Below are 20,745 nucleotides of genomic sequence, written 5' to 3'. Positions count from 1 at the left end.
CGTTATAAGTCATATCCTGAGCAGGGCGAGACATCTCGTTTTTTTAGTCATACCCCCCCAATAGTTATTCCAATACAATACCTGGCAAAATTTGTTCAGGCATCGTTAAAACAGGTTGCTCCATACTGGCTACCGGATAAGCGCAATAATCCGCAGCAAAATAAGCGCTCGGCCTATGATTCCCACTTAATCCGACTCCACCAAAAGGAAGGCTACTGGCCGCACCTGTAGTGGGTTTATTCCAGTTAATTAATCCTGCACGAACTTGTTCATAAAATTGGTGATAATGTTGCTCATCATTACTAAATAAACCTGCAACCAAACCATAGCGGGTTTGGTTGGCGAGATCAATCGCTTGTTCAAAACGAGTGTAACGATATATTTGTACTAAGGGTGCAAAAATTTCCTCATCTGGAGGGTTTTTAACGTGGGTCATATCAATAATGCCTGGCGAGAGCAGGCCTGTATGATCAGCAAGTAAGTTCATGTCTAATAAGGAAACGCCGCCCAATTCAATAAGTTTTTTTTGACTATGGATATGTTGAAGAGCTTGTGTATGACTAATAACCGGACCTATGAATGGTTCCGGTTTTTGATCAAAAGGGGCGACTTTAATTGATGCGCATGTTTGGATGAAACGATTTAAGAATTCATCACCTTGCTGTGAGTCAGGAATAATGATACGTCGCGCACATGTACAGCGTTGACCTGCAGTAATCACAGTTGACAGTAAGGTATGATAAACTGCGGCGTTAAGATCAGTAACTTTATCAATGATTAAAGGATTATTGCCTCCCATTTCAAGAGCTAAAATTACTTCAGGTTTGCTGCTAAAATGTTGGTGGATGCGCAAACCGGTCGCATAGCTTCCTGTGAAATATACACCTTGGACGTCTTGTGTCAGTAAGGCTTTCCCACATGTGGCATCGCCTTGCAAACAATTAATTACTCCAGGGGGTATGTCACTCTCATGCCAGCACTGCATGATCAATTCCGCCACTGCTGGCGCGTGTTCACTTGGTTTATAAAGTACTGTGTTCCCTGCCAGCAGAGCAGGAACTATATGCCCATTGCTTAAGTGAGCTGGAAAATTAAATGCACCAAGGACAACTACAACTCCTTGAGGTTTAAAGCGAAGGCAGGTATTTGCTTCAGCCGTTTGGGTTGTTTTTGTCCAAGTTCTTTCATGATAGGCTTGAATTGATAAATTGATTTTTCCTATAACAGCCTTGACTTCCGTATGTGCTTCCCATAAGGGTTTTCCTGTTTCTAAAGCAATTAAGTGAGCCAATTGCTCATGATTTTTTTCAATTTGCTGGGCAAATCTTTTGGTATAATTTGCACGCTGCTCGAAATCAAGAAAAGACCAAGAGAACAGTGCTTGTCGTGCTGCATGGCATGCAGCAGAAACATCCTGTTCTGTGGCACTCGTACCCTTCCAAAGTAACGTACCATAACCCGGATTTATGGATTCCAGGGTAGTTCCGTTTCCTTTTGTCCATTGGCCATTAATATATTGTCCTTTACCATCAATTACAGGTGATTTAGTCATTCAGCTCTCCCTCATCAAGCTCTAAAGGAGCAACACGCAATTGATCGCCGCATGTGACTTGCAAAAGATTGGCTGTATTTTTGCTGATGATACAGGTGCTTTTTTCCTTATTAACTAAAGCGCTATTAATAGTAGCTCGGAAGTCCAATTGAGTATTTGCTAATAAGTAATTCGTACTGCTTACTTCATCGCTAATATTTTTAATTGTTACAACGTGACTTTGTTCTATGGTTTTGATTTTTAGTCGGGGCACTTCAAGTGTAGGGCCAGCATCAAAAATATCAATGTACTTATTATAACGAAATCCTTCTTTCAATAAAATTTCCATGGCTGTTTGCGTAGAAGGATGAGGTTGACCAATTGCTGCTTGGGCTTGAAGGGACAGCAATTTAATATAGATAGGGTTACGGGGCATTAAGTCTGCTATAAACTGTTTATCAGTTGTCAGGGTCAGCCGATCTGCTTCTGCAAAAGACATATGAAAAAAATGACTTCCTACATTTTCCCAAAAAGGTGACTGACCATTTTCATCAGAGATTCCGCGCATTTCAGCAATTATTGTCGAAGTAAAGCGCATAGGATGCTGGGCGATAAAAAGAAAACGGGCTTTAGAAAGTAATAAACCATTTTTGTGTTTTCTATACTTAGGTTCTAAAAAAAGAGTACAGATTTCACTTCGTCCCTGATTATCATTTACAAGACTTAAAACCTCATAATCACTTCGTATATTTAATGAACGAGAAATTCGGGTACGTTTGGAGATTTTGTAAGAATAAAAGGGGGCCTCATATCCTGTACATGATTCAATTCCTGAAACACCTATTATTTTTTTATTCTTGGGATTTTCTAAGACAAATAAATAATATTCATTATTGGCTTTTTCCACATTTTTATGAAATGACTCAGTGGCCCAATGAAGTCGTTTTGCCAATATTTGTTTATCTTTAGAAAGCGTTGTTATTCCTACGCCGCTTTCTTCAGCTAAATGATGAATAGCATCTAAATCTGTATTGCGAGCGCTACGAAATAACATCATTTTTTAGATCCTCTAGACCGCCCTGAGCCAGGTCAAGCAAAAGTAAGGTACTTAGTGATGCACGTTCAGACAAACTATCAAGCAATATATATTCCTCTGCGCTATGAATATTACCACCCCTGACTCCAAGTGTGTCTATAACGGGTAAACCATGTTGGGCCAAATTATTTCCATCGCAACAGCCTCCACTATCTTTCCAATCTATTGCTAACCCAAGCTCTTGTCCCAAATGTTTAATACGATGAAATAGACGCTCTGTGCCCAAGCATACACGCTTTACTGGCCTCCCAAAAACACCATGGACATTCAAAGAATAACCCGTACGTTTTAGTTGGCGAATGATTTTATCCAATTCAGTTCGCACCCAAAATTCATCTTCCGGCAAACTAATTCGGATATCAAGCTGTGCTACTGCTCTGTCTGGAACTACATTGAGCGCCTCACCACCCGCAATTTTTCCTACATTAATTGTAACTCCATCATGTTTCCCATTAAGGGCATGTACAGCACATATCGCTTCAGCCAGGTAGGAAATCGCATTTCGGCCTTCTGAAAAATCTCGTCCTGCATGAGCTGCTTTTCCTGTTGCAATAAGCGTCAATTTGCCACTGCCTTTGCGATTTTTAGCTAAAGTACCATTAGGTGTCATAGCAGGCTCATAAACCAAAGCTGCTTGATAATTAGCTGCCAATTCATCGAAAAGCATGCTGGATGCCGGTGAGCCAATTTCTTCATCCGCATTGATTAAAACATCCCAACCCAGTTCTGCTGCAAATTTACTTTCCTCAAAAACGGATAAGGCGTGTAACATCACAATAAGCCCGCCTTTCATATCAGTAACACCAGGGCCATTAATACAATTATCATTAATGTACTTTAATTTTTGAAATGGATTATCCGCAGAATAAACAGTATCCATATGTCCGCAAAGTAAAACTCGTCGTTTCAAGTGGGGTCGTTTTCTGATGAATAGAGCATCGCCACAGTTTTGCACTATCGTATTACCAGCCATATCAATAACAGATAAAGGAGCGGGTTTTCTTTTCTGCATTGTGTCCGCTATAGGCTTATATATGGTTTGCAATAGATTGGTAATTTGTGCTAATCCAGCCAAATTGTTTGTGCCAGAATTTATCTCACACAATTGGTGGAGTTGCTTCACCATTGTTGCCTGATTGTTTTTTATTATATTTATCAGTTTATTGTATGCTTTAATCACGGCTGATATATGGGCTTATAGCTAAAAATACAGAATAGCTGAAATTAAAGTACTTCACAATGCATGATCCAAGTTGTACTAAGAAGATTACATTGGATTAGTAAATTTTTTCCTCCGGTTTTTTAAACTCGGAGGAAAAATGAAATGTAAAATTTATTCTTAAGGTTTTGATGTTGGTGGTGTACTTTGTTTGGGTGCTGAGTTATTTATTGGCCATATCTGCGGGATAGACATGATACCGAATTTACTAAGTAATCCTTCATGTTTTACGGGATCTTCACTTTTAGCTGAATATAATTCTGAATGGGTACTGAGGTCAACTCGCCGATCAAGGCCTTGCAAACGTTGAAGTTGTTTTTCCTGGAGCTCTAATAGCTTATTAAACCGCTCTGTACTGGCTTTTAACTCAGATTTTACTTCCGAAAGCTCTGACTCGGCTTTACTAATACGTTCTGCTACCTGGTCAAAACTGGTTGTTTTATCCATTAAAAAAGCATCTAGTTTTTCATGGAACGCTTGTCGTTGACTGGAGTCACTAATAGCCGCGCTGGTTAGAGCCTTTACAGTGTTTTCCAGTGTACTGGCAATGCTTTTTGCTTTCTCTACTTCAGTTCCCATGGATTTTCTAACTTCCCCTAACTCAGCGGTTTTTTGGGATAAAAGCAATAAGCTTCTCGAATGCAACTCTCGAACTTTTTCAAGCTCTTTTTGATTGGTGTCAAATTGTACACTTTGGTTCTCCAGATCGAGCTTAAGCGATGAGGCAATTTTTTCAAGATCTTCCTTATTCTTTCGAAGTAATTTTTCAGTTTCAATATAAACTTCTACCTGAGCACTTAACGTTTCAACCTCCTCATTAAGCCGTGTAATATTTTTAGCAAGTTTTTCATTTTCCTCTTTAAACTTATCGATTTCAGCGGATAATTTTTTACGAATTGAATCTAATGCGCCAATAGTCAGTTCAAGGATTTCTGCAACGCCAAAAATTCCTTCTTTTAATTTTTGAGCAATGTTTTTGGTATGGTAATGATGGTCGTCCAGAACAATACTGCTTGTAGTGTATGCTAAGGCGCTTACGCCACTAATCGTTACGAGAAACCCAATATGAGCTGCTGCACCTATGATTAGAGTCGGTCCTGATATGGCAACCCCACCGATGATTCTTTGCCAAAGAGGCAACTCACCCCAGAAAGCGGCAGCACGTGAAATGAGACTGGGGTTATCTTGTAGACTATCAACTATGGCGCCTAAACTTTTTTTGACCTGTGACAAATGCTCTTGAGTTAAAGCAATGCTTTGCAAACTATCGAGATCAGTTTCAGATGAATTTGGGTCTAATAATAATTCTTTTGCTGCATCGGAAAAATTCATCTGTGATAAAGCTTTTTCCACAATCACTCTATTTTTAGCAGGAGGATGTGTTTCTTTTATAATTACATCAAGTTCTTGTTCATTAGTAGACATGACACTGCTCCCTGTGTTTAAGAATCTCCCTGTAAATTCTATTTTTAACCACAAAACCATCAATAAGCAAGTAAAAAATTTGTTCCTATGCAGTTAATTAAGACAATTTGCTGAATGCAGCTTCTCTACTCAGGTTTGCTAGGATTAGGTCATAAAAAGTACTGTTTTTAAACTTCAAGAGGCGCTAAAACTGAAGTAATATGAATCATTTCATCGCTCAATTCTGTTCTGCGATAAGAAAAAAAACCGGTGTTAATTGCAGCACTTCCATGATCAATTAGCTTTTCGGAATATCCCAGGGAGGGAAGATAAAGTATAAAGCCTAATAATACCTCCATGATGCCGCCAATTATATATAATGAAGGATGATTAATTTTTAATTCATTGGCCAACCTCTTATATTTTTCAATCGATTCTTCGGATGAAGCATGCAGGAGCTCGGATGTACGTGAAACGACTTCCAATAAAAGTCTTTTACCACTTGCTTTTTGGGTATGAAGCTCTTTCACGGTATTTAACAAGTGAAGTCCTGTTGTTTTGATGTCGTTTTTTTCTTTTGGTAATGCATGAAATTGTTGAATGGTTTGTTTGAGTCTGTTTTTAAGAAGTTCCTCTGTCCGTATTTTAGGACAATTCATATCTCGCCAATAAATGAGCCATGATTTTTTCTCATGTGTAATTAACTGAGAATAATTTGCATTGACATAGGTGTTTAATGCATTCCAAATGATTTTTCGATGAAAATTCATCCCTCTCCCTTTGACATTAGCAGCGGGTGCATCAAGAGATCGTTCAAACTCTTCTTTTTTAATCGGTTGTTCCAGGTTAAAGGATTGTATCAAGTTATAATAAGTGGAAGATAGCGCCCCGCGATCTATTGCATCTTTGCATGAAAAATTAAAACTTTTTGGTTTTATTGTTTTTAGAATGTAATCGGTCAATTCATATTTTATGAAATGTACCCATACTGCTTGTTTTTCTGCAGAAGAAATGAAGCGTTTGTGAGCAAGTCCTTGCGCAAGAAAACTCTTCATAAGTAATTTTTTTAAGATTATCTCTTCATTTTCGGGTCCAAATAATAATTCTCTTGCTATGGGACTAATTCTGAAATCAGAAATGATTTTTTTGTCTGCTTTCTCTCTTGCTATATCCAGAAATTCATTAAATACAGAGCGTGATGACAGTCGGTTGTGTGTTATTTCATAATCAGATGAATCCATCAACCCTTCATTAGCAGGAAGAGTAATAACCAGTGTTTTAAGACTCGGATCATTCTCAAGTTTATGAAGTTCTAGAGTCAAATCTCTTTCTTTGGACCCTGCAATATCATAATCACTTCGATCTAATGCCAGATTATTAAAATAGATATGACAAATGGATTGATTCGGATCGGATTTTTGGGCATTTATTTGTAACCAACGTCTGAATAAAGGGCTTACCCGAGTTTGTCCCTCATGGCGTTGAGCTTGAGTGCTAAACCGATACTCTGTTGCATCTGAACTTTTTTTATAAGAAAAATTTTTTATTGTTGGCAGATTCGTTTCATATTGAGGCTTAAAGTTATTTGCAAATAAAGAATAAAGCCGGCGATAAATTCCACCTGAGTCATTTGGAGACTGCCTATTAACATTTCTTTTGGTATCTTTTATTTTATTTTGAATTTTTTTTTCGGTATTTGATTGTCGAGGACGTATTTCCGAATCAATACCATTTATCCAGGCTGAAGACTCTTCAAGGATCTTGTTGTCATTATGATAAATAGCCAGAACTAAATCATCTAAATCTTTAATGTTTTCTGTTGAATTCCTATCAATGAATTCTTCCAACGCAGCGATACAAGACGAATATAAATTCCCATAAGGGTAATTTTCATCATATTCTTGTTCCATTACAGTGTGTAATCTGGCAAATTCCGGTAGCAGCTTGGTGAGAAATTGTCTTTGAGTTTGAATTACAGGTTTTAATTGAAGAAAATAAGTATAGCAGTTACGATTATGTATTGCGTCACTGGTCAAGTTATCTTCGTTATTTACACTGGTGCTCATTTAATTTCCATATGTTTGTGTAAATTAAGTGCATTATAAGAAAAAAGGGGACAGAGTGGAAGTGTCATTGGAATATTCCTTACCGAGCATAAAAATGGAGCATCATTCCTTTTTAAATAATTGTCATTCTGATTGGAAAGAAATTCTAATCAAAGCACTAAAAACTGTGGATCAAGACTATTTACACCAGTTAATGAATGACAAATATTGGTTGCCAGGAGAGGAGCGGTTATTTGCATCGTTTAGTTTACCATTAACAAAAACCCAATATATTCTATTTGGCGAATCGCCTTACCCGCGCAAGGACTCAGCAAATGGATATGCTTTCTGGGATAATTCAGTGGGTAATTTGTGGAGTTTAAATGGATTGAGCAAAGAAGTTAATAGAGCGACTTCCCTACGTAATTGGATTAAAATGTTACTTGTTGCACGCGGTGATTTGGATTCCGATACATCACAAGCCAATATTGCATTGGTGGATAAAAATACTTTAGTAAAAACAGCACGACAATTATTTGAAGGGATGATGAATAAAGGGATTTTGCTGCTCAATGCCTCGTTGGTTTATAGCGAGGGTAAAGTTCCTTATCATGCACGTCAATGGAAGCCTTTTATGCAAAGCCTTTTGGCGCAATTGACTGTAATAAAACCTACTATTCAACTCATTTTGTTAGGTAAAATTGCAGAAACTGTTGCACAAGATAAATTACCTATAGGACTTATTGCGGAACATCCTTATAATGTAAGTTTTATCACGAATCAACGCGTTATCGATTTTTTTAAACCTCTGGATTTATTACACGATGAGTAATATTGAATCAACTGTTAATCCTCAAGAAATTAGTAAGTTTGCACAACATGCTAACTTATGGTGGGATACTGAAGGGCCGCTGAAAACTCTTCATGACATTAATGAAACACGGCTTAATTTTATTAAGCAGCATGTTGAGCTAACTGATCTAAATGTTTTGGATGTTGGATGCGGTGGCGGTATTCTTAGTGAGTCTATGGCAAGGTCAGGGGCAAAAGTTACCGGAATAGACGCAGAATCTGAAGCAATTTCTGTAGCCCAGGAACATGCAAATATTAATCATCTGCAGATTAACTATTTATGTACTTCAATTGAAGCATATAAAGATAAGAGTTTTGATGTAATTACCTGTATGGAAATGTTGGAGCATGTAGAACATCCTGAGTTAGTTTTTGAGCATTGCAGACGGTTACTCAAACCACAGGGCTTTTTATTTGTATCAACAATCAGTCGAACGATTAAAGCATACGCCACTGCGATTATTGCTGCAGAATATGTATTAAATTTATTACCGAGACAAACACATGATTATAAAAAGTTTATTAAGCCCAGTGAACTGCTTACCATGGCTCGATCTTGGAATTTCAACTTAATTGATTTGAAAGGAATGGATTATAATCCTTTTTTGAGGAACGCTTCATTAGGATCTGACGTTAGAGTTAATTATTTAGTAGCTTTGCAATAGGGAGTACATAGCTTAACTGATAAGGACTGGATGTCTGCTATGGAGTTATGATCAGCTCAGCACAACGTTGGTGAGGAGCCGGGCTTTCGCTACGCGTCACCCTGGCTGCCATTATTTTTTTCCGAACTTTTTTTCTTATTATAACGCTCTAGGTAACGTTGATGCGCATATTTAGCTTGTTCTTGAGTTACCGTATCCACTTCATTACCGTAGATGTCGATTCGTGCCGCGTTTTCTTTTTGGCAATTTAGATACGCTGGGGATGCACTATAATAGCTTAATGCTTCTCGCAGTGATTTTTTGCTGAAAGGAGGAGAGTCCAGTCTCTCGTAAAAATCGATAATATCATCAAATATTCCAATTTTTAGGGGCTTAATCTGATTTCCTTTTTTAAAAAAAGCATTGGGGAAATGTTCAATAAGCCAATCAATAACGTGTAACTTATCTTTTTTTGCTGCAGTTAACGGTTGTTTGTCCATCATATTGCTCTAAAGCGTGATCTAGATGCTGAATAAACTACCATATCTTCTGACATAATCAAGCATTTATAACCAAACATAGTGATTACTCTGGTTATTTAAGGATATTCAGTACGTTTTTTGAGATAATCTTGAGTTAATGTATCAATTTTTATCATCAATGAAGATCAGATTTCATTTAGCAAAATGACATCAAATAAATTAAACTTGATAATCCTTGGGGTTGATTTATTGAGATTATCTGTTCTTCAAGTTGCGATTCGAGATGGATAAATTCGGTTGTTCTTGCTTCATATAATCCCCTTACCGCCGTTAGCTCGTTAATCACTAATTTGAGCCCCATGAGTGATGCCTCTTGCCACCCTGAGTAGTTGGACACCGCTCCCCCCGTGCCTGAACCTTTATATAATGCAAAAGCAATACCTAATTTTGAATCCACACAAAACCAATTTTCATGCTTTTCAGTTATCGTATTGTAAAATTGTTTTAATGGTTTGGGGCGCGGAGAGCTCAGCCATTGTTTTGATGGTTTAGTCTGTGGGGATGGGATGTGTGGAATGTGATAAAAAGGCTCATCAGAACAATATTCATAAACAACATGCATGGGAAGTAGCTTTTGGACACCGCCGACACCTTCTCTCCACTGCTTATTAATAGCATCCCAATTCTTATCTCCAGGTGCCTGTATCGAATCAACTTGCGTTTGCAGCTCTTTAATGAGGGTCTTTTCAAAGTTAAAGTGCTTCTCAGTGATTGTTCTTCCATTAAGCGTATAAGAAACCCCTTCTTTTTTTACTTTGTTGTATTGAGAAAGCAATTGTACTAATACCTTTTTACCTGCTTCGTTTTGAGGTATGCAATCAAGAACCATGGTCCACATGTGTTTATCCAAGGCCCAAAGCGCATATTCAAAACTGCTGATATGCTCAAAGGTTCGGCCCGAGCAGTCTGTTACTCGACCTTTTTTAAAGAGTAAATTGATATCTTTTTCGAGCATCGTTTTAACTGCATCATGTTCACCACGCGCCACATGATGTAATAATTTTCGAACATCCAGCATAGGCTTAAAGAATGCTCTATATTTTTTTGAAATCATAGAAAGCTTTATTAAATCAGGTGTCGGCAAATGTAGTGCCGTTTCAGTTTTGAGATCTTTTGCTAACTGATTAAAGAATTCAAATTTGTTTTGTATGCGTTCCATCTTGCGATCACAGTGAAATAAAAAAGTAATTATAGTTGATCTTTAAGGTCACTTAAATACCAGGTTGACCTCAAATCAATCCATAAAGGCTTTTGACTTATATTTTAATGTGAGGTGATATCTATGTTTTGCTCGATTTCTTGTAAGATATTTCTCAATTCAAGTGAAGACAATGGCTGTTTTTTGGGTGTCAATTTCATTGATTTAAATTAACTTATTGTTTTTTATATATATTTTATATGAGTGATTTTCGGTTTATCCGAAGTGAGTTAAGATAATCGTCCTGAAATAATCTTGCGCTTCTTATTTTCTGTTGCTACATTTTAAACATGACTTGTATGGATATAAGTCACACAAACGGAATTGTAATCATACGGATATGATTTATCATGGATGATCATAAGAACTGGAAGTTCTTATACGGATGACTGCGAAGCCAGGGTTTAAGCCCTGGCTTTTTTTATGCTGTTAAATAATTTGATTTAGATAAAAACTTTCTATCTGGAAAATAGGCAAAAATAACGGATCCATTTTTAATCGTATTAATTACAGGCTTTGCCAAAGTTTGAGCAATAGCTGGACACCCCCAAGACAGTCCGGCACGACCGGCCTGTTTGATAAAATTAGGCTCTACATACCATGCGCCATGTATTACAACGCGTCGGCTTAATGCATTGTCATTAAAGCCTTTATCTAAGCCCTGCAAGTTAAGTGAATATCCTTTATGCCCTATATAAGTATCTTTGGTAATGTACGTACCCAAACTCGATTGTTTACTTGAAGGCACGTTAGAAAAATGACTGGCTCTATTCACACCGGAGTTTTTGCCATGTGCCACAAAGGTATTATATAGGAGGCGCTCTCTACGAAGGTCAAATACCCACATACGCTGTTTGTTTGATGGTAAGGAATAATCAATTACTGTAAGAACTGGTTTTTTCACAGCCCCTTTTTTGCTCGCATTGTTATATGCAGTTAAAGCGAGTCTTAAAACATTTTTATTTAATTGAGGCGCTTTATTACTTAGATGCTGTAATTTAGTACTGATATCCGCTTCTGCTCGCGCTGCAAAAGAAGGTGTACTGGAAGTGATATTGCTAGTTAAAATCATGGTTGAGATTAGAGTTAATAAAGTATTCATACTTCCCCTTTCTACGTGTAAATCGTCATTACAATTTCATTAAAAAAATGATGATTATATTAACAATTCATGTAAATGTAAATTTAAAAGGAGTTTAATTGACCATCAGGGAAAAATATTATTCAATTCAGAGGCTTGGATGGGTGTTAGAAAAAATATAGTAAAATCATGGATCTAATTGACTATATTTAGATCTATTTATCGGAGCAATATTAAATCAAATAGACTTAATATTATTCTAAAAAATTAAATAAAAAACAGAAAAATTACTTAGAATTAGGTATAATCAGTACGATTACAGCTCATTTACGCCATCTTCTATAGCAAAATAATGGATGGCGCATTCCATTTTATATGGCTCTAAATTATACTTGGCTGTTAGTTTTTAAACTCTTTTAAACCCAGCATTGACTTGTACTCCTTTGTGTTCAAGAGAGAAAGGGGAAAAAGATTCATTATAGATTTGATTCGGAGAATGCTATGCTGGAAAAGCAGATCATACAATTACCTGAAGGCATACGAGCTGCTATTAATCACGCCTATCGTGTTGATGAGTTATCGTTGATAACAGAACTTTGTGAAAAAGCGGCATTAGGGCAACAGCAAGTAACAGATATTAAGAACAGGGCAACAAAGTTAGTTGAATCCGTGCGAGCTGAACGAAAAAAAAGCACAGGTATCGATTCATTTTTGACTGAATACGCACTATCCAGTGATGAAGGAATTGCGCTCATGTGTTTAGCGGAAGCGTTATTACGTGTTCCTGACAGTGCAACAATAGACAATTTAATCAAAGATAAATTATCTGGTGGTGATTGGAAATCTCATAGAGGTCAAAGCGATTCATTTTTTGTAAATGCAACGACTTGGGCATTGATGCTTACAGGAAAAATACTGACTCCGGAAAAAGCTCAAACATCATTAGCTAAATCTTTAATGAAACTCGTTAATCGCAGCAGTGAAGCTGTAGTTAGAACAGCAGTGGATAAAGCGATGCGAATTATGAGCAAGCAATTTGTCAAAGGAAGAACTATTGAAGAAGCGCTAAACCGAGCCAAAAAGAAAGAAGCTCTAGGATATCGCTTTTCATATGACATGTTGGGGGAAGCTGCGTTAACCTCTATCGATGCATCCCGTTATTTTGAAGCATATAAAGAAGCCATTGAAGCTATAGGCAAAAAGGCTGATAAAAACTCAGATGTATATAAGCGCCCGGGTATCTCTATAAAACTTTCTGCTTTGCATCCACGTTATAATGAAAGCCAGCATGAGCGAGTTATGGAAGAATTACCACCAAAGCTGCTTGCCCTTGCTCGTTTAGCAAAGAACTATGGAATTGCCTTAACTGTTGATGCCGAGGAATCTGAACGCTTAGAGTTATCACTTGATGTGATGGAGCGAGTTTTTAATGATGCGAGTTTAGATGGATGGAACGGTTTTGGTTTGGCAGTTCAGTCTTATCAAAAAAGAGCTTTTTATGTATTGGATTGGGTCGCTGCTCTGGCAAGAAGAAAGCAACGTCGAATCATGGTGCGCTTGATTAAAGGTGCTTATTGGGATAGTGAAATTAAAAAATCACAAATGCAGGGCTTTAAAGAATATCCTGTATTTACCCGAAAAGTGTTTACAGATGTTTCTTTTCAGGCGTGCGCGAAAAAAATATTAACCATGACTGATGCAATTTATCCTCAATTTGCTACTCATAATGCCTATTCGGTAGCAATGATTTTAAATATTACCGGCGATTATCGCGATTTTGAGTTCCAGTGTTTACATGGGATGGGTAATGAGCTGTATCATCAGATAGTACCAGCAGCACGCCATGGGATCCCTTGCCGTATCTATGCTCCAGTGGGAAGTCATGAAGATTTACTTCCTTATTTAGTACGCCGATTGCTGGAAAATGGAGCAAATTCTTCATTTGTAAACCGTATCGTTGATGACAATGCACCAATTAGCACATTAGTTGAAGATCCAGTCGAAAAAGCCCAATCTTTATTACATAAGATAAATCAAAATATTCCATTACCCGAAGACATCTTTCAACCCAATAGGAAAAACGCTAAGGGGTTTGATTTTACTGATCGTACTGAGTGTGCTCTTTTACAAGAAAAAATGGGACAAATCAAATTGCGGCAGTGGACTTCAGGACCAATTATCGCAGGAAACCCAATACTTAAAGGTGAGAAACAACAAGTTAATTCGCCTCAACAAACTGAAAATATTGTTGGATCAGTCCAAAATGCATCACTAGATGATGTGGAACATGCATTGGTACAAGCTGAGCAAACGTTCCCACTATGGTCAGGCATGTCCGTTAACGAAAGAGCAGCATGTCTTAATCGCTTTGCTGACTCGTTACAGGAAAATCAAGCAGAACTCATGACCATAGCCTGTCTTGAAGCAGGTAAAACCATGAATGATTGCATTGCAGAAGTGCGTGAAGCAATTGATTTCTGCCGTTATTATGCCGTGCAAGCACAGCAAATTTTAGCTGCTCCCTTACGTTTAACGGGTTATACAGGAGAGTTAAATGAACTGAGTTTGCATCCAAGAGGCACGGTACTTTGCATAAGTCCATGGAATTTTCCCTTGGCAATTTTTACAGGTCAGGTCGCTGCCGCGTTGGTAACTGGTAACTGTGTTATTGCAAAACCTGCAGAACAAACCCCACTAATTGCTGCTTATGCTGTTAAATTAATGCATCAGGCTGGAATTCCTGTAGGTGCCATACAATTACTTCCTGGTCCAGGTGAAACAATTGGAGCTGCATTAGTTGCTGACAAAAGAATCAAAGCAGTTTTATTTACTGGTTCGACCGATACAGCGAATCTTATTAATCGTACCCTGGCAACACGTGGTGGAGAAATTATTCCCCTGATTGCTGAAACGGGTGGTCAAAATGCGATGCTCGTTGACTCTTCAGCTTTATTGGAGCAGGTTGTGGTAGATGCGGTGAACTCAGCCTTTGGTAGTGCTGGTCAAAGATGTTCTGCTTTGCGTGTATTATTTGTCCAAGAAGAAGTTTATCCAAGAACCATTGCTCTCTTAAAAGGAGCTATGGCGGAGCTGGTCGTAGGTGACCCGCGCTGGCTTATGACTGATGTAGGACCTGTAATTGACAAGGCGGCTTTATCTACATTAAAAAATCATGTGGATAATATGAAAAAGCGTTTTGAAATTATTTACCAATGCCCATTAGACGAATCATTGGAATCTGGATATTTTATGCCTCCAACCGCGATTGCCATTAATCATATTAGTGCATTAGAAAAAGAGGTCTTTGGTCCAGTACTGCATGTAATCCCATTTAAACGAAAAGATCTGAATAAAGTTATTGAACAAATTAACACGACAGGTTATGGCTTAACTCTGGGTATCCATAGTCGTATTAATGAAACAGTGGAATACATCAGAAAAAATATTCATGCAGGCAACTGTTATGTAAACCGAAATATGATAGGTGCTGTTGTTGGTTTACAGCCCTTTGGTGGAGAAGGATTGTCAGGTACAGGCCCTAAAGCGGGGGGGCCTAACTATCTCATTCGACTTTGCCACGAGCGAACTTATACTGTGGATACTACTGCAGCCGGAGGTAATGCAAGTTTAATGTCTTTGCCTGATTAATTAACTAAAACAAAGTTTAGGCGTAACTTCAATCAGTATACTTGATTTCTGTTACGCCTCTATATTTCTAGTGCAACAAGAGGTTGCACTTCTCATTTAATGGAGTAATTAATGAATAAAGAATTCTGTTTCATTTATGTTTTAATCTCTATTTTATATTGTTTTTTTAGTCATACTGCGCTGGCATCCACTATGGTACTTCCTCATACGAAGCAATTTATTTCTTACACTGACATAGGGGAGGGCAATCCTCTTGTATTAATTCATGCATTCCCAACGGATCAACGATTATGGCAACCCCAACAAGAAGTACTTAAAAAGTATTTTCGTGTGATTACTCTAGACTTATGGGGATTTGGTGAATCATCTAGTGTGGATGGAAAAGCAATTCCCATGACCGAATACGCTGATGAGGTAAAACAGTTATTAGATTATTTAAAGATTGATAAGGCGATCATTGGCGGTGAATCAATGGGAGGATATATTGCTCTTGCATTTTTAGACAAATATCCAAATCAAACACTTGGCTTAGTACTTTCAAATACCCAAGCCGTGGCAGATGGTCCGGAAACAAAAGCTACTCGCGAAAAAACGGCACTTGATGTGCTTGAAAATGGAACAGAAAATCTAATTGCTGGATTTATAGTTAAGGCACTTTCATCTGATACACCTCAACAAACTAAAGATTATCTTCGTCATATTTTAACGTTACAAAAATCAACCGCAATTGCATCTGCTTTACGTGGAATGGCACTCCGTAATTCCACTTCTGCTGTATTAGCCACGACAAAGTTACCTATTCTGATTATTACAGGCGAATTAGATAATGTAATTCCCCCTCAACAAAGCATTGATATGCATTCACTCTCAAAAAATAGTCAACTAATTATTTTACCTAATGCAGGACACTTATCTAATTTAGAGCAACCCAAACAATGGAATCAAGCGATTATTGAGATGTTTGCATAAATAACAAATGTAATCCTTATGGTGTAACAAAAGTAAACCAGGATTATATACTTGAATCTGCTTGCATCGTTGAAAAACCAGTTCTGCTAAACGCAGAACTCCTGGATCCCCGCGAGACGTCGGATCAGAGTTTTTTTACCCCAATCTGCACTCAAATTTATCTTTTCCCCATTCTTAACTTGTGACTAAGGGACAGGTTATATACGCGGTCTTTATAACTGAACCAGATGCTTCACTTTATCTGAAGCAGTATTCAATACTCTAGTGCTTTTTAGAAAGGAACCAGGGAATTAATACAAATAAAATTAACCCGCCAATTAAAAATGATTCAAAAATAAATACATTTCCAATAGGTATTTGTGTTGGAGGTACAAAACCAATAATAATTGCGGTAAGACAACAGAGAATGCCAAGGACACATAAAAACCACATCACTATATTTCCACCTGGAACTGTGTAACCCCGCGGTTGATCCGGTTTGCTATATCTCAATTTAATGGCCGCAGCAAACATAAAAAGATAAACTAACAGGGCCATTTGAGCGCACAGATCACTAAGCATCCAATAGGCTGCATTAATGGAATCCAACAAAATAAAAGCGGAACTTAATACAGTAAAAATAAGAGCCTGGGAAAAAAGAATGGTTGTTGGGGCCCCGTATTTATTGGTATATGCAAATTTTTCAGGTAAAGAGCCATCTCGGGCTGAGACCATCAATCCTTTTGTAGGGCCGATAATCCATGCGGAAACACCACTTAAACCGCCTAAAATAATTAGAATCGCAATGATTGAAGTCATCCAGTCCATATTATACGCTTTAAAAAAAACAGCATAGGCATCAATAAGTCCAGATACGACACTTAAGCTTTCATTAGGTACTACAACTACAATGGCTAACGAGCCTAAAGAAAGGGTAGAAATAACTAAAATAGTTGAATAAAACAGAGCCTTGGGATAATCACGCTTGGGATTTTTTACCTCTTCGGCATGTACCGCTGACATTTCCATGCCGAGTAGACCAAATAATACTACTGCAAAGAGCGATAAATTCCCTAAGGAACTGAAGTCAGGCAACCATGTTGAGGGATAACCAACCATCATAGGTTTTCCCTGGATAATCCAAAGTGCTGCTAAGACAATAATGAAAAGCATGGGAAATATTGTGCCTATTGTTGCGCCAATCGTACTCACTATGCTTGATATTTTCATTCCAAAGCAATTAAGTAGTGTAAACACCCAAAATAGAACAAGCACTGTGCCTAATAAATAGTATTTATTACTTCCTAATTCTGGGGAAATTAAATACGATAGGGTGGCTGCGATAAAAGCAAGGATTGTTGGATACCAAACTACATTATATATCCACTGAAGCCAAATAGTGATGAACGCAGCACGCTTACCAAATGCTTCACGAACCCATACGTAAATGCCCCCCGTTTCGGGATAAGCTGTTGCTAATTCAGCTGCTACTAAAGATACAGGGATAAAAAAAGCAAGCGCTGCTACAACATAATAAGAGACTAATGTAAGGCCAAGTTTGGCGCTTATGGGAAGGGTACGTAAGCTATCAACAGCAATGACATTAATCATTACTAAAGAAAATACACTTAGAACCTTTTTGGGTTGATTCATGATTAATCCTTAACAAATACGGTATAAGCGAGCAGCCGATAACTTTGGATGTGTAGTATTATTGCTATTTAAGAAATTTAAACAAAAAGCAGATTGGGCTTTTAGCCCAATCAAACGATGATGATCATAGGTATGATCTAATTGGATGACACTGCAGTTGGACCAAGGGTCCAACCGAGAGTATATTATTACCATATCAAGCACACAGATTTCTGAGAACGTATTGTAGAATACCACCATTTCTATAATATTCTAATTCGTCAGCAGTATCGATACGGCATAGTGCTTTAATTTGTTCTACTTGACCATCAGAACGCTCAATAGTTACTGGAACCATTGAGCCTGGTTTTAAGGAATCAGATATGTCGATACTGACACGCTCATCTCCCTTCAGGTTTAAGGTCTTACGGGTCATACCATCACAGAATTGTAATGGTAAAACACCCATACCGATTAAATTAGAGCGGTGAATGCGTTCAAAACTTTCAGTAAGTACTGCTTTAACGCCAAGTAAATTTGTCCCTTTTGCCGCCCAATCTCTTGAAGAGCCTGTGCCATATTCTTTGCCGGCAATCACTACGAGTTCATGATGTTTTTGTTGATAAAGCATTGCTGCATCATAAATAGGCATTACTTCCCCTGAAGGGATGTAACGTGTAATGCCGCCTTCTTGACCAGGAGTCATTTCATTACGAATACGAATATTAGCAAAGGTCCCTCGCATCATCACTTCATGATTACCGCGGCGAGAACCATACGAGTTAAATTCTTTTTCATCAACTCCCTTGGATTTTAAATACAAGCCTGCAGGAGAGTTAGCCTTAATTGAGCCCGCTGGAGAAATATGATCTGTGGTAATTGAATCACCAAATAAAGCTAAAATATAAGCGTGTTTGATCGGTTTAATTGAATCAGGTTTAGCTTTTAAATTATCAAAAAATGGCGGGTGTTGAATGTATGTTGAATGTGCATCCCATTCATAGGTTTTCCCACTACTTGTTTTAATTGCTTGCCAGTGCTCATCACCAAGAAAAACCTCAGAATATTCTTTACGGAACATTCCTCCAGTCACTTTAGATACTTCAACAGCAATTTCAGCATTAGAAGGCCAAATGTCTTTCAGATATATATCATTACCTTTATCGTCCTTTCCTAGAGGGTCCTTGCTTATATCAATGGTGGTGGTTCCACATAAAGCATAAGCAACAACTAAAGGAGGAGAAGCCAGCCAGTTTGCTCTGACTTGTGGATGTACACGACCTTCAAAATTACGATTTCCTGATAAAACCGCTGAAACAACAAGATCATTATCACTGACACAGTGAGAAATAGCATCAGGCAACGGGCCAGAGTTACCAATGCAGGTAGTACACCCATAGCCAACTAAATTAAAACCCAATTGGTCCAAATAAGACTGTAATCCGGCTTTTTTGAGATAATCTGTTACTACCTTAGAGCCTGGAGCTAAGGAAGATTTAACCCAAGGCTTACGTTGTAATCCTTTTTCAATTGCTTTTTTAGCGACCAAGCCTGCTGCCATGAGTACACTTGGATTTGATGTGTTAGTACAACTGGTAATGGCTGCAATAACCACATGGCCATGTTTCATTTGGAAATCATGATTTTTAACCGGGAAAGAAGTATTTTTTTCCTGTTCTTTTCCTGCTTCTTTAAGGAACGAATCAAATTCTACGGGCAAAGTATTTAACGTTACTTTATCTTGTGGTCTTTTAGGTCCTGCTAATGAAGGGACAATTGTACTCAAATCAAGTTCCAGAGTATCAGTAAATACTGGATCTTCGCTGTCTTTATCATACCACATGCCTTGCGCTTTAGAGTAGGCTTCAACCAACGCAATAGTGTGTTTGTCACGTCCAGTCAATTCAAGATAGCGAATGGTTTCTTTGTCTACTGGGAAAAAGCCACATGTAGCGCCGTACTCCGGAGCCATATTAGAAATTGTGGCACGATCAGCAAGGGGTAAGTCACTCAAGCCAGGACCATAAAACTCAACAAACTTGCCCACTACGCCTTTCTTTCTGAGCATCTGTGTTACAGTAAGTACCAGGTCGGTTGCAGTAATACCTTCCTTCATTTTTCCATGTAATTTGAATCCAATTACCTCTGGAATCAACATCGATACAGGTTGTCCGAGCATAGCTGCTTCTGCTTCGATACCGCCAACTCCCCATCCAAGTACACCTAAGCCATTAATCATGGTTGTATGAGAGTCTGTACCTACTAGAGTATCGGGATATGCATATAAATTTCCATCATCAGTACTGCTCCATACTGTTTTCCCTAAATATTCCAGATTTACTTGATGGCAAATGCCTGTTCCAGGTGGAACAACCTGAAAATTATTAAATGCTTTTTGCCCCCAGCGTAAAAACTCATAGCGCTCATTGTTTCGCTTCATTTCAATTTCTGTATTTACAGCTAAAGAATCCTTACTACCAAATTTATCAACCATAACTGAATGATCAATGACCAGATCAACAGGAGACAATGGCGAAATTTTATCAGGATTACCACCCATCTTAACAATCGCCGCACGCATTGCTGCTAAATCAACCACAGCGGGGACGCCCGTGAAGTCCTGCATCAGCACACGTGCTGGTCTAAATGCAATTTCATGTTGTGATGTTTTATTATGTAACCAGTCAGCAATTGCTTTAATGTCTTTCGTGGTGACTGTATTGTCATCTTCAAAACGTAGTAAATTTTCAAAAAGAACTTTAAGCGAGTAAGGAAGACGACTGATTCCTTTAAAATTTTTTTGTTCGGCTTCTTTAAGGCTGAAATAATGATATGTTTTCCCATCTACCTGTAATTGAGATTTTGTTGATAAGCTGTCACGACCCGCTTTCATAAGGAGCTCCTG

At 38.0% G+C, this 20,745-nt stretch carries 14 protein-coding genes; 4 read left to right on the top strand and 10 right to left on the bottom strand.

The window, feature by feature from the left end; genetic code table 11:
- Positions 1-64: 64 nt before the first annotated feature.
- The 5 genes from astD to FOLKNPGA_RS09625 form a co-directional block, all read right to left on the bottom strand.
- Positions 65-1,552 (bottom strand): succinylglutamate-semialdehyde dehydrogenase, encoded by a 1,488-nt coding sequence (gene astD / locus FOLKNPGA_RS09645; RefSeq protein WP_182349715.1) that lies wholly within the window; start codon positions 1,550-1,552, stop codon positions 65-67.
- The gene (locus tag FOLKNPGA_RS09640; RefSeq protein ID WP_182349714.1) at positions 1,545-2,588 is read right to left on the bottom strand and encodes an arginine N-succinyltransferase; all 1,044 of its coding nucleotides are present in this window, start codon (positions 2,586-2,588) and stop codon (positions 1,545-1,547) included. Before FOLKNPGA_RS09640 ends, astD begins: the two co-directional genes overlap by 8 nt.
- Complete coding sequence (locus tag FOLKNPGA_RS09635) at positions 2,572-3,753, bottom strand: hydrolase (protein ID WP_370529160.1); 1,182 nt, start codon at positions 3,751-3,753, stop codon at positions 2,572-2,574. Before FOLKNPGA_RS09635 ends, FOLKNPGA_RS09640 begins: the two co-directional genes overlap by 17 nt.
- 213 nt (positions 3,754-3,966) lie before the next feature.
- Entirely contained in the window at positions 3,967-5,271 is a 1,305-nt protein-coding gene (locus FOLKNPGA_RS09630) for a LegC2/C7 family Dot/Icm T4SS effector (RefSeq protein WP_182349712.1), read from the bottom strand.
- 167 nt (positions 5,272-5,438) lie between these two features.
- The gene (locus tag FOLKNPGA_RS09625) at positions 5,439-7,316 is read right to left on the bottom strand and encodes a hypothetical protein (protein WP_182349711.1); all 1,878 of its coding nucleotides are present in this window, start codon (positions 7,314-7,316) and stop codon (positions 5,439-5,441) included.
- A 94-nt stretch (positions 7,317-7,410) separates the two neighbouring features.
- Here FOLKNPGA_RS09625 and FOLKNPGA_RS09620 point away from each other — a divergent pair, with 94 nt between their 5' ends.
- Together FOLKNPGA_RS09620 and ubiG are read left to right on the top strand one after the other, a co-directional pair.
- Entirely contained in the window at positions 7,411-8,127 is a 717-nt protein-coding gene (locus tag FOLKNPGA_RS09620; protein ID WP_182352821.1) for a uracil-DNA glycosylase, read from the top strand.
- Positions 8,120-8,812 (top strand): bifunctional 2-polyprenyl-6-hydroxyphenol methylase/3-demethylubiquinol 3-O-methyltransferase UbiG, encoded by a 693-nt coding sequence (gene ubiG / locus FOLKNPGA_RS09615; protein WP_182349710.1) that lies wholly within the window; start codon positions 8,120-8,122, stop codon positions 8,810-8,812. Before FOLKNPGA_RS09620 ends, ubiG begins: the two co-directional genes overlap by 8 nt.
- Positions 8,813-8,901: 89 nt before the next feature.
- Here ubiG and FOLKNPGA_RS09610 read toward each other — a convergent pair whose 3' ends face one another.
- From FOLKNPGA_RS09610 to FOLKNPGA_RS09600, 3 genes are all read right to left on the bottom strand, one after another.
- Positions 8,902-9,291 (bottom strand): ProQ/FINO family protein, encoded by a 390-nt coding sequence (locus tag FOLKNPGA_RS09610; RefSeq protein ID WP_182352820.1) that lies wholly within the window; start codon positions 9,289-9,291, stop codon positions 8,902-8,904.
- 178 nt (positions 9,292-9,469) lie between these two features.
- Positions 9,470-10,492 carry an F-box protein gene (locus FOLKNPGA_RS09605; protein WP_232891013.1) on the bottom strand — a complete coding sequence of 341 codons (1,023 nt, stop codon included), beginning with the start codon at positions 10,490-10,492 and terminating at the stop codon, positions 9,470-9,472.
- A gap of 460 nt (positions 10,493-10,952) precedes the next feature.
- On the bottom strand, positions 10,953-11,633 hold the full coding sequence (locus FOLKNPGA_RS09600) for a murein L,D-transpeptidase catalytic domain family protein (protein WP_182349709.1): 681 nt from the start codon (positions 11,631-11,633) through the stop codon (positions 10,953-10,955).
- 480 nt (positions 11,634-12,113) lie between these two features.
- Here FOLKNPGA_RS09600 and putA point away from each other — a divergent pair, with 480 nt between their 5' ends.
- Positions 12,114-15,260: a bifunctional proline dehydrogenase/L-glutamate gamma-semialdehyde dehydrogenase PutA gene (putA, locus tag FOLKNPGA_RS09595; RefSeq protein ID WP_182349708.1), complete on the top strand. Its 3,147-nt coding sequence runs from the start codon at positions 12,114-12,116 to the stop codon at positions 15,258-15,260.
- A gap of 111 nt (positions 15,261-15,371) precedes the next feature.
- Positions 15,372-16,229 (top strand): alpha/beta fold hydrolase, encoded by an 858-nt coding sequence (locus FOLKNPGA_RS09590; RefSeq protein WP_182349707.1) that lies wholly within the window; start codon positions 15,372-15,374, stop codon positions 16,227-16,229.
- A gap of 261 nt (positions 16,230-16,490) precedes the next feature.
- Here the strand turns inward: FOLKNPGA_RS09590 and FOLKNPGA_RS09585 are convergent, their stop codons facing one another.
- Together FOLKNPGA_RS09585 and acnA are read right to left on the bottom strand one after the other, a co-directional pair.
- Positions 16,491-17,861 (bottom strand): APC family permease, encoded by a 1,371-nt coding sequence (locus tag FOLKNPGA_RS09585; protein WP_182349706.1) that lies wholly within the window; start codon positions 17,859-17,861, stop codon positions 16,491-16,493.
- A 196-nt stretch (positions 17,862-18,057) separates the two neighbouring features.
- Positions 18,058-20,733 (bottom strand): aconitate hydratase AcnA, encoded by a 2,676-nt coding sequence (gene acnA / locus FOLKNPGA_RS09580; RefSeq protein WP_182349705.1) that lies wholly within the window; start codon positions 20,731-20,733, stop codon positions 18,058-18,060.
- Positions 20,734-20,745: the final 12 nt, after the last annotated feature.

The organism is Legionella sp. PC1000 (genome assembly GCF_014109805.1).
Lineage (GTDB): Bacteria > Pseudomonadota > Gammaproteobacteria > Legionellales > Legionellaceae > Legionella > Legionella resiliens.
Note: the sequence above shows the minus strand (reverse complement) of the source record. Positions and strands in the feature narration are given on the sequence as shown.

What these genes read in the sequence shown, in the direction of transcription:
- astD (WP_182349715.1), bottom strand. Translation starts at nt 1,552, where the DNA reads ATGACTAAATCACCTGTAATTGATGGTAAAGGACAATATATTAATGGC.
- FOLKNPGA_RS09635 (WP_370529160.1), bottom strand. Translation starts at nt 3,753, where the DNA reads ATGGTGAAGCAACTCCACCAATTGTGTGAGATAAATTCTGGCACAAAC.
- FOLKNPGA_RS09585 (WP_182349706.1), bottom strand. Translation starts at nt 17,861, where the DNA reads ATGAATCAACCCAAAAAGGTTCTAAGTGTATTTTCTTTAGTAATGATT.
- FOLKNPGA_RS09600 (WP_182349709.1), bottom strand. Translation starts at nt 11,633, where the DNA reads ATGAATACTTTATTAACTCTAATCTCAACCATGATTTTAACTAGCAAT.
- FOLKNPGA_RS09605 (WP_232891013.1), bottom strand. Translation starts at nt 10,492, where the DNA reads ATGGAACGCATACAAAACAAATTTGAATTCTTTAATCAGTTAGCAAAA.
- ubiG (WP_182349710.1), top strand. Translation starts at nt 8,120, where the DNA reads ATGAGTAATATTGAATCAACTGTTAATCCTCAAGAAATTAGTAAGTTT.
- FOLKNPGA_RS09630 (WP_182349712.1), bottom strand. Translation starts at nt 5,271, where the DNA reads ATGTCTACTAATGAACAAGAACTTGATGTAATTATAAAAGAAACACAT.
- FOLKNPGA_RS09640 (WP_182349714.1), bottom strand. Translation starts at nt 2,588, where the DNA reads ATGATGTTATTTCGTAGCGCTCGCAATACAGATTTAGATGCTATTCAT.
- FOLKNPGA_RS09620 (WP_182352821.1), top strand. Translation starts at nt 7,411, where the DNA reads ATGGAGCATCATTCCTTTTTAAATAATTGTCATTCTGATTGGAAAGAA.
- acnA (WP_182349705.1), bottom strand. Translation starts at nt 20,733, where the DNA reads ATGAAAGCGGGTCGTGACAGCTTATCAACAAAATCTCAATTACAGGTA.
- FOLKNPGA_RS09590 (WP_182349707.1), top strand. Translation starts at nt 15,372, where the DNA reads ATGAATAAAGAATTCTGTTTCATTTATGTTTTAATCTCTATTTTATAT.
- FOLKNPGA_RS09610 (WP_182352820.1), bottom strand. Translation starts at nt 9,291, where the DNA reads ATGGACAAACAACCGTTAACTGCAGCAAAAAAAGATAAGTTACACGTT.
- FOLKNPGA_RS09625 (WP_182349711.1), bottom strand. Translation starts at nt 7,316, where the DNA reads ATGAGCACCAGTGTAAATAACGAAGATAACTTGACCAGTGACGCAATA.
- putA (WP_182349708.1), top strand. Translation starts at nt 12,114, where the DNA reads ATGCTGGAAAAGCAGATCATACAATTACCTGAAGGCATACGAGCTGCT.